Consider the following 12622-nt stretch of genomic DNA (forward strand, 5'->3'; position numbering starts at 1 on the left):
GCACATGATGCGTATTAATAAATATTTAGCTGATGCTGGAATTGTTTCCCGCCGCGGCGCCGATCAGTGGATTTTAGATGGTCGCGTAGTGATCAATGGCAAGCAAGCAGAGCTTGGAAGTCGGGTCGAAGATGGAGACGAAGTGAAAGTTGATGGGACTGTGATTTCTCAAGAACAACAACTGGTCTACCTCGTATTAAACAAACCTGTTGGGATTACTAGCACGACAGAGCGACATATTGAAGGGAATATCGTTGATTTTATCAATCATGAAAAACGCATATTTCACATCGGACGCTTGGATAAAGATTCTGACGGCCTGATTTTATTAACCAACGATGGCGACATCGTCAATGAGATCCTGCGCTCAGAAAATGAGCATGACAAAGAATACATCGTGACTGTCAACGAACGAATCACAGATACTTTTATAGATAAGATGGCATCGGGTGTAAAGATTTTAGACACGGTGACAAAACCGGCTAGAGTGAAAAAACTCGGACCTCATACATTCTCGATCATTTTGACACAAGGCCTCAACCGACAAATCCGTCGCATGTGTTCAGCACTCGGGTTTACAATTAAACGATTGCAGCGCGTGCGTATTATGAATATCGAGCTTGGTAACTTACCAATCGGTAAATGGCGGGATTTAACGGAAGATGAAAAGAAGGAACTGTTCAAACTGCTTGACTATCAACCGAAACGTTCGTAAAGGGAGAGATGCAGGATGTTAACGATTCAATCGACACCTTATGCTACAGGAGCCACTATCAGCGGAGACATTTGGGATTTTGACGCATTCTTGACTGCTGCTTTTGATTTAATCGGAGAGACCAATAAGTATTATGAATATCAAAGTACACATGAGCGACTGCATGCTGCGCTAGTCAAACTTGCGGCAGCGCGCAAAGGTAAAGCAGATGTCTTACTTGTTTCAAATGGCGCTAGTCGCGATCAATTAAAACAGCAAAGCACGATTACACCAGAGCGCAATGTTTACTTTGGCTATAAAATGCTGTGGCCAGAGCTTCTATTCACTGCATTAGGCTTAAATGATTTTGTATTATTGCGCACCAAAAATATCAAACATCCGCATCTTCATTTATACACGATGGAGGTTCGCCTGTTTCAAGCGAAGGTCATTGAAGCATTAGAGGTTGCAATGCCAGACGAGGACTTCTCTGATGTGAAACAAGCTTTATTGTCACCAGAACGTTCTACAGAAGACTATGCAACGCAGTATGTGGACATGTTGGCCCTGTCTTATTTGAATGTGCCGAAAGAAGAACGTAAGGGGTTACTACCGAAAATAGCACGCAACATCATTGTAGGCGGGAATGATTACGAAGCTTTCAAACAAAAAGTGATAGCGGAAGCGAATAAAACAAAGAGCGCTGTGCATAACATCAAACTGTCGGCCGATTATCCGGATCACGAGGATATTGACTGGTAAAGGAACTAGAAAATTGGAAAAGACAAAGAAAGACCTGAAGCAATCGCCGCTTCAGGTCTTATTTGTTATACACCAGCTACGCGTGTAGCAAGCGGTTTAAATAATTTTTCACGATCTAATCCAGGATTCATTTCTGCAAGTTGTTCAAGTGCATACTTAGCCCCGTAGTCCATCCCTTGGCACCCTGCAAGGAGCACAACATCTTTATCGTTTGCCTGGGCAAGTCCTTGTTGTACTGCTTCTGGTAATTCTTCATACAGATGAACCGTGATCCCTGCTGCTTCCATCACTTCTAGGAACACGGCTTTCTCTTCTTCGGCTACTACATCTTTTGCAGTAACGTGAGACTTACTAACAGTGGCAATCACCTCTGTCAATCCCAGTTTCGGTGCCCACCGAACAATCGCCTCTGCATTTTCACGGTTGACGGTTACGCCTCTATCTCCACGAATTGCGTAGATCAGCTTCAGGTTTTGATAATCCATCTTTTCAACAGTTCCCAGTGTAATATCAATGTTGCCACTGTTCGCAAAGTGGTCATCAATTACTTTGAAACTTTCTTCAAAGATCATTTCAAAACGGCGCTCCACACCTGTAAAATCATGCATAGCTTTTTGAATGATTTCAACAGACGCTTCGCAAAGAAGACCAATAGCAATCGCTACTAGTGAATTATAAACAGAATGATAACCCGGAGTACCAAGCGACACTTGGAACTCGCCCTGTGGAATCGTACCTTGTGGCGTCTCTATAGTACGAGCAATAGAAACCGTGAAGTTTGCGCGACCTGTCGATAGATCAAGGTCTGTACAGCGAATGTCTGCCTCTTCACTCTCTACACCTATTGTAATCACGTGGGCTTCTGTTTGATTTTGAAGTGCTGCAGAGTAGGCATCATCCAGATTTAAGATGGCCACCTTATCAGCGCCCGCACGCGTCACCAATTTCGATTTGTGCATCACATAGTTTTCGAACGATGAATGCAAATCAATGTGTTCACGACTAATATTATTGAACGTCACAATATCAAAATCCACACTGCCTACACGGTCTAATTCAAGTGCCGACGAAGATACTTCCATCACCGCATGTTTAATGGATTGCTCCACCATCTCTGAAAAATATCGTTGTAGGTCTAGCGATTCTGGCGTAGTTAGTTCAGATGGTTCTGCCTTTTGGCCAATCTTAACCACTACAGTTCCAATCAATCCTGTTTGAAGACCCTGCTCTTCTAAGATGGCATTCGCCATGAAGGATGTCGACGTCTTGCCGTTTGTAGCAGTAATTCCAATTGTTTTCATTTTTTGAGTGGGATGCCCATAAAATGCATCTGCCAGAGCTGCTAAACTGCTACGAGCGTCTCGAACACGATATTGGGGTACATCAAGTTCTTTTATGAACTCTTCGACAACAAGAGCTACCGCCCCTGCATTCACTGCTGCTGGAGCAAACGTATGTCCATCGGCTTTCACTCCACGAATACAAACGAAGACATGACCAGGCTGTACTTTGCGTGAGCTATAAGCAAGTCCAGTTATCGCCACTTCACGTTCGTGCATAGTTTGTTCTATAGCGATAGCTGGTACTAAATCTGTAAATTTCATCGTGTTCACCTCGTCTTTCATTGGTCCGTTTCTTTATAATGTTCCTGACAAAATAATTGTAGCAGTTGGAGCTCTTCTTCTTCGAACTCAAAATCGAGTACTTTAGCAGTGGCACGATCGATAAAATGAGCTTGCACGATGCGTTGCCCTTTGGCATCATCTGCAAAAATTATTCTTACGTCGATTGATTCTGTCTCTTCGAACAGTTCATCTTCCTCATCATACGCGAGTCCGATTAAAAATTCATAGCGGTCACCTTCTACAATTCCAGTAGGATCTTGCAGTTGTTCCACTTCAAATGATTCAATTTGCATGGTCATCCTCCTTGTCCATGCTTCCATTATACAAAAAAGAACTCCTCCCATGAAGGAGGAGCCATTACTTTTACGTATTTTGAAGTTCTTTGTTCTCTTCACTAGTGAATGCTCGAGAGCGAGTGAGGAACCTTTTCCCCTCCACTCCCTCTAACGAAAACATTCCTCCGCGCCCATCTACCACATCAATAATCAACTGCGTATGTTTCCAGTAATCATATTGATTCTTATGAATGTAGAATTTTGCGTCACCGATTGTGCCTAGAAAAATATCTTGATCACCAATTAGTAGGTCCCCTTCCGGATAACACATAGGGGAAGACCCGTCACAACACCCGCCTGATTGGTGAAACATCACAGGCCCGTGCTTTTCTGTCAATAAGGCAATCAACTCAAGAGCGGCCTCCGTAGCTATAACACGTTCTGTCATTGTTTTCACCTCCTCTAGCAGATCAGAAGAATCCTAGTTTGTTTTCATCATATGAAACTAGTAAGTTCTTAGTTTGTTGATAATGACTTAACATCATCAGATGGTTTTCGCGTCCAATACCTGACATTTTGTATCCGCCAAATGCCGCGTGCGCAGGATAAGCATGGTAGCAGTTTGTCCAAACGCGTCCAGCTTTAATACCACGACCGAAACGGTAAGCTGTGTTCATATCGCGCGTCCACACACCTGAACCTAGACCATATAACGTGTCGTTAGCGATTTCAAGTGCTTCTTCTTTTGTTTTGAACGTAGTTACTGAAACAACAGGACCAAAGATTTCTTCTTGGAAGATACGCATTTTGTTATGGCCTTTGAAGACAGTAGGCTTAATATAATACCCTTCTGCAAAGTCGCCACCTAGATCATTACGTTCTCCTCCAGTAAGACATTCAGCACCTTCTTGTTTACCAATATCTAAGTAAGACAAGATTTTTTCCATTTGTTCCGTTGATGCTTGTGCACCCATCATCGTGTTTGGATCAAGCGGATTGCCTGTTGCAATTGCTTCAACACGTTGCAATACTTTTTCCATGAACTTATCGTAGATCGACTCTTGAATCAACGCACGAGAAGGACATGTACAAACTTCTCCTTGATTGAGTGCGAACAAGACAAATCCTTCAACAGCTTTGTCTAGGAAAGCATCATCTTTGTCCATAATATCTTCGAAGAAAATGTTAGGTGATTTCCCACCCAATTCTAAAGTTACAGGAATTAAGTTTTGTGAAGCGTATTGCATGATCAAACGACCAGTAGTCGTTTCACCTGTAAAGGCGATCTTAGCAATGCGCGGGCTTGAAGCAAGAGGCTTACCAGCTTCTAGTCCAAATCCATTGACGATATTAATGACACCTGGTGGTAGTAAATCTTCAATTAGCTCCATTAACACAAGAATGGATGCAGGTGTTTGTTCTGCTGGCTTTAACACTACACAGTTTCCTGCAGCAAGTGCTGGTGCCAATTTCCAAACAGCCATTAAAATCGGGAAGTTCCAAGGTATAATTTGACCTACAACTCCTAGTGGCTCGTGGAAATGATAAGCAACTGTGTTGTTATCAATCTGGCTCAAGTTCCCTTCTTGCGCTCGAATAGCTCCTGCGAAATAGCGGAAGTGATCGATTGCCAGCGGTAAATCTGCATTTAGTGTTTCACGAACTGCCTTCCCGTTGTCCCATGTTTCGGCGACAGCAAGCAATTCTAAATTTTCTTCTATACGATCCGCAATTTTATTTAAAATAACAGCACGTTCTGCAACAGAAGTAGTTCCCCAGCTATCTTTCGCGGCATGAGCGGCATCTAAGGCAAGTTCAATGTCTTCAGAAGTAGAGCGTGCAATTTTTGTGAATACTTTACCTGTCACAGGTGTGATGTTTTCAAAGTATTGACCTTTTACTGGCGCTTTCCATTCCCCATTAATAAAGTTATCATACTGTTCTTTGAAATTGACGACTGCACCGTCTGTGTTTGGAAACTTATAAACCATTCTCATCTCTCCCTTTGGTTAGTAAATTTTGCGCAATGAATACGCTTTCATTTCTCCCACTTCCTATTTTGTCAGATTATATAGAATTTTTCAATAAAGATTGTTTCAAAGTCAAAATAAAATTTTATTGCACACAAAAAACCTGACCTTTCAGTTCGAAAGGTCAGGCTTTTGGCAAATTAGGATTTCACGTGTAAAACGTTGTTTGGTAGTAGTTGCACGGTCAACTATTTGTAACCCTGCGTGTTGAATCGCCTCGTCCATCGAATCAATTGTGACAATCACTACTCTATCGGCAATTCGAGCAGCATGTGTGATCAACGCATGTTGCTGCACTTCAGTGGAGTGTGTATAAAGGTTATACGGTAAATCTAGAAATGCTACGTCGTATTGCCCTTGCTCGTCCTCAATCACTTTTATTTCGATATCAATAGGAATTGGATAATTATAATACTGAAGATTGTCACGAGCACCACTACAAGCAAGCGGGTTTTTGTCGCGGCCTTTAACAAGCATGCCCATTGATGCCGCTTCTACCAGAACTGTGCCGATGCCACAACACGGGTCAATCATAGTCAGAGCTTCCTCATGAGGATTCGCAATGTTGACGAGTGTACGCGCAGTGCGTGCATTTAAAGCAGTTGAATAGCCTTGTGGTTTTTTCACATGTTTCATCCAGATAGGCTTACTTTTTTCATAGTTCCCCAGATACCAAACACCATTTAAGTTGGTAATTGCGTAAATGCGGCTCGGTGTTTTGAGATCCAAAATTCCTGGCATTTGGTTTCCGATAGTTCTTGCAAGTTGCAGGCGCTGTTCAACTTTCCATTCGCCAGTCATATTGGATAATTCGTGTTTCAAGAAGATGACTTTATACGATTCTGATGCACAACCGTATTCACGCGCTTTTTCTATAAGATCTGCTACGTTGGTTGCTTGCGTAAGAATGTGAAGTTTTTCGCGAATGAAGACACTTCGGGACGGATCTATGGAAATGTCCGAAAGAATCACTTTTCCCTTCACGGTAGCACCAAAAAACGCCCGTATTTCAAGCTCTGCAAGTTCTCCTTCATCTTCGGTGTAGCCGTAAGTATATAAGTAATGTGAAGCTGTCATAAGTTGGTGCCTACTTTCTAAAACCCGATATTTTTCAAGAACAGACGAATGACGTCAGCTCCACCGATTAACGTACCAATCGACCCAAAGATGTTTGTTAAGACCACTACGAGGAGCACGCGCGTCACTTTATTGCGCCAAAAACCCTTCACTGTGAAAACATCTTCTGATAAACGCTCAAAGTCCGCAACAGTTGGTTTACGCATGAAGGCTTGGACAAGTCCTGATACCCAGCCTGACGCCAGTATAGGATGCAGCGCAGTAATGGGGGCAGCGAAAAAGGCTGAAACCACGGCTAATGGATGACCGAAAGCGACAGCAGCTCCGATAGCAGCCATTGTTCCTGTCCACAGAATCCAGCTTAGCGCTTGATTTGTACCCGCTTCTGGATTGATAAAGAAAGTAGCAACGATCAGCGCTACAATTATGATTGGCAATGCCCAACCTAAGATTGTCGGCACGATTGACTTCGGTGGCCGTTCTGAAAGTTTTTCAAGATCATGGTCTCGGTGAATCTCTCTTGTGATTCCTGGTACGTGAGCAGCACCTAGAACTGCTACGATTTTTTGACCTGGAGCAGTTCTAATTTTTTGAGCTAGGTATTGATCTCTTTCATCGATTAGAGGTTCTTTTAATTTTGGAAAAGACTCCGTAAATTCAGCAAGCACCGCTTGAAGCGTATCTTGTTGCTTCATTTTTTCCATCTCTTCTTCTGTAATCGTGTCTTTTTCAAAAATCCCAAAAATGACACCCGCTAATAGTTGTGATTTTCCCCAAAACCCTAAGTTGGCCCAAATGCGTGCAAACGTAATTTGAATGTCCCGGTCAGCAAGCACTAATTCAGCGCCAACTTCTTTAGCACTTTCAATTCCTTGTAATTGCTCTTGTCCAGGAGTCACATCAAATTGCTTAGCCATACGATTTTGAAAAGAAGATATTGCTAGATTCATCAATAGCATGGTTGCCTTCTTTTCTTTTATAACCTTGAAGATGTCCATGTTCTTCCACTTGTCACCTTGTTGGATAGATTGGAAGCGTTGTTGATCCAGTTCTATACAAACAGAGTCAGGACGTTCTCGTTCGATAACTTCTTTCACTTCGATAGCACTAGCTTTTGAAACGTGTGCAGCACCTATTAGAATAATTTCTTTCCCATCTATTTCTAGGCGGGTAATCGTCTCTTCCATTAAACTTGCCCACCTTTTCATATTTTCATATAATATTCAGAAATTTGCTATTATTTTGAAAGCGCTTTCTTTAATAATCCATTCAACACTTGTTGCTCTTCACTGGTCCAATGACCTAAGAAATGTTTATCGGCGTCTACAGCTGTCTCGTTTAAGCGACTTACTTCTTGTTCACCTTTTGAAGTTAGAGAGAGTAGTTTCAAGTTTCCTGATTTCTCCGTTTTCACAAGATCAGCTTTTTCAAGACGTGTTATCAACTGGCTTACATTACCTTTTGTTACAGATAATAGGTCGCTCAATTGTTGCTGGTGAAGCGGCTGATATTCCTTGATTTTTCTCAATGCGTTGTATTGGGTAAACGTCATCGCTTCATTGGCAAATGAAGCTTCCATGCTACGATTCCATTCAAGTGCTAATCTTTGTAATTGCTCCGTAATTTCTAGAGATGTTGCAGGTTGCATTGTGGAGAGTAGTTGATTTTTAATTTTTTTTCGTTTCTTTTTCATTTTGACCATCGGTAGTTCCTCCTTGATGTTTATATTTAAACATTTTACATGACAATGCAGTTTGTTTCCACTGTTAACTTTACAAAAAAGACGCCTCAAAAATTGAGGGCGTCTATTGTCGCGGGTTCTGGTTGCGGTCTACCAATATAGTAACCTTGGAATAAGACATATCCTGATTCTTTTAACCAGTTATATTCCTGTTCCGTTTCAATTCCTTCAGCTAACGGGACAGTACCCATCTTGCGTGCTTGTGTTAAAAATTGGAGTGCTACTCTTTGCTTCTCTTGATCTTCATGAATGTCCGTCACATATTTACGGTCGAGTTTCATATAATGTGGCTCAATTCCTGTCAGCATTTCAAGCGTGCTGAACCCTTCCCCCATATCATCAAGAGCATACATAAATCCTTTTTCTTTGTAATAGGTCAAAATATCTTTCAAATGTTGAACATCATCCACTTGTTCAGTTTCTACAACTTCAAATACTAGTTGTTGGGGATCTACGTTTAGTTTGCTAGCTAGTTGCATTGTGCTTCGCAAACAAAATTCGGGTGAGTAAATCGATGTCGGGATAAAATTGATAAATGCTTTTACTCGTTCTAATCTAGCCGCGTGACGAACTGCAGCCATCCGACACATCCGGTCCAACGCATAGAGCCTGCCTCTTGACCTAGCCGCATCAAATGCTTCATTCGGAAATATAGCCTTTCCCTCCGCATCTTTAAAACGCGCAAGAAGTTCGTAACCAAATAACATGCCATCAGAACGGATAATTGGTTGATAGTGACATTCCACCCGTTCTTGCAAAATAATCTCATCTATCCAACTCAACTCTAAAAAGTTTCCTAATTCCGAAAGAGTTGTCCACTCAGTTTGCTCGGTCTTGAATAAAATTTGCTCAATATCTAAATGGTCTTCGAAGAAATTGATTACTTCAGGAACATGATGTTCTGGTAATGTTATTTCACGATTCGTTTGATCCACAGGAATTTCATTGCGCTTTAAAAATTCATAAACTGCATCTATTAGGGACAGGTTATGCTCCCCACTTAATTGGAAAGTATAACGTAAGTCTGTTACTGTGCATCCTTGACATCCCATTTCTTCTTACCCCCTCAACTCAAAGTCTATTGGTACTTGTTTATCCATAATAAATTTATCTCGCCCTGTCATTTTCGCAAAATATAAAGCGCGATCTGCTCTTGAAAGGAGCGACTCTCGACTATCTGTACTCATAAATTCGGCACTACCTAAGCTAACAGTCACTTTCTTCGGAACGACTGTCATGGCTTGAATTGCCCGGCGAGCCTCTTCCCCTATCTCACGGGTCTGCTGAGCTGTCATCGCCGGTAGTATAATAATAAACTCTTCTCCGCCGTACCGTCCAACCATACCCCCACCGGGCACAGTCTCCTCTAAAATCTGGGCTACTTTTTGTAAAACCACATCACCGATTGCATGCCCATAAGAATCATTAATGTTTTTAAAGTGATCAATATCGGCAATGATGAAATTGAATACCGTTCCTACAGACATTTCCGCGAGCTTTTGGTCCATCCATTGATTGGCATAGCGTCGATTGGCTAAACCTGTTAATTCATCTGTACGGGCAAGTCGATGAATCTCCTCACTTAAAATATGCAATTCTTCGTAGGCTTTGTTCTTCTCTTCAAGCACTTGTTCCAACTTGGATCTAATATCCCGTAGTTCTTGTTCATAATTAAATCTCTTTTTCATAGAGATACACACACAGTCGATAATCTCAGCGTGTCCAATCAAATGCTTTTTCCCGCTAATGGATAGAGGGACAGGTGAACCGTCCTTTGCACGAAGGGTTAACAAAAGTTCCTCTACCGTTCCATACATTGTTAAGTACGGGTAGAAGTATGTATGAAACATTAACCTATTTGAGACATTCATAAACATTTCGATGTGTTGGCCTAACAATTCTTCTGCTGGCACTTTCAATAAATCCGCAAACGTCTGATTAGCATAATGGATAACTCCTTTTGGAGTCATCGTGATAATTCCACACGGTGCCGCATCTATGCGTTTACGCATCAGCTGGAACAGTCCTATTTTGTAAGTACGCTTGTATGAATTTGACTGTTTCTTCTGGGTGACTAAGTTGTGGGTAATGGCCCTTGGCATTTAATTTCACTAAGCTTGCGTTAGGAAGGTTCTCTGCTAAATAGTCGCCCACAGTTTCAGGCACAATACTATCATCTGAACATTGCATGATAAGTACCGGTGTGTTTACTTGCGGAAGTAGCGAACGATAATCTGAATAAAATGTAGCTTTGGCAAATTGATTGATCACTTCCACATTTGTAGAGGTAAAGCTTGTTTTCAACTCTTCTGCAAATTTTTCATCATTTTCTTGATGAATGGCTATAGGAGCTAAATAGCTTGCCCACCCCACAAAATTCATTTCCATCATCTCTAACATCTCATCCACATCGCTCTTTTCAAATCCGCCAATATAGTTCTCGTCATTCATGTATCGTGGTGATGGACCGACCATGATTAACTGTTTAACGACCTCTGGTTTTTCGAGTGCTGCCAGCATGCTAATCATGGCACCAACTGAGTGACCAATAAGCGTTACCACCGGCGCATCCAAATAGGCAATTACTTCAAGCAAATCCGTTTTATACCCTTCTAAATCATTGTATTTATTCGGGTCATAGGATGCACTATCCGACCGACCAGAACCCACGTGATCGTACAAAACAACTTTATAGTCTTGGTAAAAGGCTGGAGTCACTAACCGCCACATGTCTTGATTTGCCCCAAATCCATGTACAAAGATGAGCACTTCATTTCCCTCTCCATAGACGTTTATATTATTTCGCGTTTGAATATTCATAGTTCCCCCCATTTCAGTATCTTCTGTGAATTCAGTATACCATTTCCCATATAAAAACAGCTTACGAATTTACGTAAGCTGCTTCATATAAGTTACCTATACTACTGCCGTTATTGCCGGAATAACGATTTGATTTTTTCACGTTTGAATTTGGAGACCAACACGTATAAGACGTCGCCACCTTGAATGAATGTATCACCTCTTGGTGTGATAACTCTCTCACCTCGAATAACAGCTGTAATCAATGTATCTGTTGGCAATTCCACATTCTTCAACTCAGCACCATCGATTTTTGTTCCTGGCTCAATAACAATCTCGATAATCTCTGTGTTGGTTTTTCCGATAGAAACTAACTCCAAGCTATGAGGTACTTGTAGCGCTTTCGGGCCAACAAGTTTCAATTTTTCAGCGAACGGCGTCAACGTTGCTCCTTGGAATAGCGCAGACAGCAACACGACGAAGAATACGACATTAAACAGTAAGTCTGCATTTTCAATACCCGCTAGCAGCGGATAGGTGGCCAGCACGATTGGCACTGCCCCACGTAACCCAGCCCAGGAGATAAAGAGTTTTTCTTTAGCATTGAATTGACTAAATAGTAAGCTGATATACACTCCAATTGGACGTGCCACAAACATTAGAATAAGGGCTAACAACAAACCTTGCCAGATGACTTCTCTCAATTGATTTGGGAATACCAGCAAACCTAAAAGTATAAACATACAAATTTGCATCATCCAAGCAAAGCCTTCATTGAAACGGAAGATAGAGTGACGGTAAGTCAGATCCATGTTTCCTACTAGTACAGCCATGACATAGACCGCTAATAGTCCACTTGCACCAATCGCGGTGGTAAACGCGTAGGTGAAGATAGCAAACCCCATCGCTAAAACCGGATACAGCCCCGATGAGTCGAGATTAATTTTATTGATAGCCCAGACAGAGACACGTCCCATGATCAAACCGACAAGCAACCCAATGCCCATCTGCCAGAAAAACTCACCAACTAGGGAAATGAATGGACCTGCCTGCGCTTGAATTAAGCTAATAAACGTTATGGTTAAAAACACGGCCATTGGATCATTGGTTCCAGATTCTGCTTCAAGTGTGGAAGTAATATTAGGCTTGATGTTTTTATTTCCAAGCACCGCAAATACTGCCGCTGCATCTGTAGAACCTACAATAGCGCCGAACAACATGCCTTCCAGCCAAGAAAGATCTAATACAAATTTTGCTACAACACCAATCCCGACTGTTGTAAGGAGAACGCCAATAGTCGCGAGTGAGGCTGCAGCAGGAAGAACTGTTCGCATTGTTTTCCATTTCGTTTGCATACCCCCTTCAAACAAAATAACAATGAGGGCGAGAATTCCAACTAATTGAGTGATTTTTGCATTGTCGAAGTAAATGTATTGGCTGGCTAACATACCAACCCCAATGAAGAGTACGAGTGAGGGCAATCCAAGACGAGAGGAGAACTTTGTAGTAGCCACTCCAATAATGAGTAAAACTGATAAAACAAATATTGCTGTATCGACGGTGAAGGTCATCCGTCATCCCCTTCCTAAACATTTAGATGCTCCAATTATACTGCTAGG

Annotated in this window: 13 protein-coding genes; 2 read left to right on the plus strand and 11 right to left on the minus strand. The window is 41.9% G+C overall.

The features are described 5' to 3' along the window. Window positions 1-7 precede the first annotated feature (7 nt). Together rluF and MKY84_RS00390 are read left to right on the plus strand one after the other, a co-directional pair. Window positions 8-715, plus strand: coding sequence for a 23S rRNA pseudouridine(2604) synthase RluF (rluF, locus tag MKY84_RS00385; RefSeq protein WP_342526955.1), 708 nt, complete (start codon window positions 8-10; stop codon window positions 713-715). Between the two features lie 15 nt (window positions 716-730). Further along, on the plus strand, window positions 731-1456 hold the full coding sequence (locus MKY84_RS00390; RefSeq protein ID WP_342526957.1) for a hypothetical protein: 726 nt from the start codon (window positions 731-733) through the stop codon (window positions 1454-1456). 65 nt (window positions 1457-1521) lie between these two features. On the opposite strand, the gene murE is transcribed toward MKY84_RS00390, so the two are convergent. The 11 genes from murE to MKY84_RS00445 form a co-directional block, all read right to left on the minus strand. After that, window positions 1522-3060, minus strand: a complete 1539-nt coding sequence (gene murE / locus MKY84_RS00395) for a UDP-N-acetylmuramyl-tripeptide synthetase (RefSeq protein ID WP_342526958.1) — start codon at window positions 3058-3060, stop codon at window positions 1522-1524. A gap of 17 nt (window positions 3061-3077) precedes the next feature. Beyond that, on the minus strand, window positions 3078-3374 hold the full coding sequence (locus tag MKY84_RS00400) for a DUF6509 family protein (RefSeq protein WP_342526960.1): 297 nt from the start codon (window positions 3372-3374) through the stop codon (window positions 3078-3080). A gap of 70 nt (window positions 3375-3444) precedes the next feature. Further along, complete coding sequence (locus MKY84_RS00405; protein ID WP_342526962.1) at window positions 3445-3804, minus strand: DUF779 domain-containing protein; 360 nt, start codon at window positions 3802-3804, stop codon at window positions 3445-3447. 22 nt (window positions 3805-3826) lie between these two features. Next, window positions 3827-5347, minus strand: coding sequence for an aldehyde dehydrogenase (gene adh, locus MKY84_RS00410; RefSeq protein WP_342526964.1), 1521 nt, complete (start codon window positions 5345-5347; stop codon window positions 3827-3829). Window positions 5348-5497: 150 nt separating this feature from the next. Beyond that, on the minus strand, window positions 5498-6463 hold the full coding sequence (locus MKY84_RS00415) for an RNA methyltransferase (protein ID WP_342526966.1): 966 nt from the start codon (window positions 6461-6463) through the stop codon (window positions 5498-5500). A gap of 17 nt (window positions 6464-6480) precedes the next feature. Next, entirely contained in the window at window positions 6481-7671 is a 1191-nt protein-coding gene (locus MKY84_RS00420; RefSeq protein ID WP_342526967.1) for a TraB/GumN family protein, read from the minus strand. Window positions 7672-7700: 29 nt separating this feature from the next. Then, window positions 7701-8165 (minus strand): MarR family transcriptional regulator, encoded by a 465-nt coding sequence (locus MKY84_RS00425; RefSeq protein WP_342526969.1) that lies wholly within the window; start codon window positions 8163-8165, stop codon window positions 7701-7703. Between the two features lie 86 nt (window positions 8166-8251). Next, complete coding sequence (locus tag MKY84_RS00430; RefSeq protein ID WP_342526970.1) at window positions 8252-9256, minus strand: EAL domain-containing protein; 1005 nt, start codon at window positions 9254-9256, stop codon at window positions 8252-8254. A gap of 6 nt (window positions 9257-9262) precedes the next feature. Further along, the gene (locus MKY84_RS00435) at window positions 9263-10216 is read right to left on the minus strand and encodes a sensor domain-containing diguanylate cyclase (RefSeq protein WP_342526972.1); all 954 of its coding nucleotides are present in this window, start codon (window positions 10214-10216) and stop codon (window positions 9263-9265) included. Then, window positions 10209-11024 carry an alpha/beta hydrolase gene (locus tag MKY84_RS00440; RefSeq protein WP_342526973.1) on the minus strand — a complete coding sequence of 272 codons (816 nt, stop codon included), beginning with the start codon at window positions 11022-11024 and terminating at the stop codon, window positions 10209-10211. Before MKY84_RS00440 ends, MKY84_RS00435 begins: the two co-directional genes overlap by 8 nt. Window positions 11025-11134: 110 nt before the next feature. Beyond that, entirely contained in the window at window positions 11135-12574 is a 1440-nt protein-coding gene (locus tag MKY84_RS00445) for a potassium/proton antiporter (protein ID WP_342526974.1), read from the minus strand. Window positions 12575-12622 lie beyond the last annotated feature (48 nt).

It is taken from the genome of Chryseomicrobium sp. FSL W7-1435 (assembly GCF_038595005.1).
In the GTDB taxonomy this organism is placed as follows: Bacteria; Bacillota; Bacilli; order Bacillales_A; family Planococcaceae; genus Chryseomicrobium.

What these genes read in the sequence shown, in the direction of transcription:
- adh (WP_342526964.1), bottom strand. Translation starts at nt 5,347, where the DNA reads ATGGTTTATAAGTTTCCAAACACAGACGGTGCAGTCGTCAATTTCAAA.
- MKY84_RS00400 (WP_342526960.1), bottom strand. Translation starts at nt 3,374, where the DNA reads ATGCAAATTGAATCATTTGAAGTGGAACAACTGCAAGATCCTACTGGA.
- MKY84_RS00430 (WP_342526970.1), bottom strand. Translation starts at nt 9,256, where the DNA reads ATGGGATGTCAAGGATGCACAGTAACAGACTTACGTTATACTTTCCAA.
- MKY84_RS00445 (WP_342526974.1), bottom strand. Translation starts at nt 12,574, where the DNA reads ATGACCTTCACCGTCGATACAGCAATATTTGTTTTATCAGTTTTACTC.
- rluF (WP_342526955.1), top strand. Translation starts at nt 8, where the DNA reads ATGCGTATTAATAAATATTTAGCTGATGCTGGAATTGTTTCCCGCCGC.
- MKY84_RS00435 (WP_342526972.1), bottom strand. Translation starts at nt 10,216, where the DNA reads ATGCGTAAACGCATAGATGCGGCACCGTGTGGAATTATCACGATGACT.
- MKY84_RS00405 (WP_342526962.1), bottom strand. Translation starts at nt 3,804, where the DNA reads ATGACAGAACGTGTTATAGCTACGGAGGCCGCTCTTGAGTTGATTGCC.
- murE (WP_342526958.1), bottom strand. Translation starts at nt 3,060, where the DNA reads ATGAAATTTACAGATTTAGTACCAGCTATCGCTATAGAACAAACTATG.
- MKY84_RS00440 (WP_342526973.1), bottom strand. Translation starts at nt 11,024, where the DNA reads ATGAATATTCAAACGCGAAATAATATAAACGTCTATGGAGAGGGAAAT.
- MKY84_RS00415 (WP_342526966.1), bottom strand. Translation starts at nt 6,463, where the DNA reads ATGACAGCTTCACATTACTTATATACTTACGGCTACACCGAAGATGAA.
- MKY84_RS00420 (WP_342526967.1), bottom strand. Translation starts at nt 7,671, where the DNA reads ATGAAAAGGTGGGCAAGTTTAATGGAAGAGACGATTACCCGCCTAGAA.
- MKY84_RS00425 (WP_342526969.1), bottom strand. Translation starts at nt 8,165, where the DNA reads ATGGTCAAAATGAAAAAGAAACGAAAAAAAATTAAAAATCAACTACTC.
- MKY84_RS00390 (WP_342526957.1), top strand. Translation starts at nt 731, where the DNA reads ATGTTAACGATTCAATCGACACCTTATGCTACAGGAGCCACTATCAGC.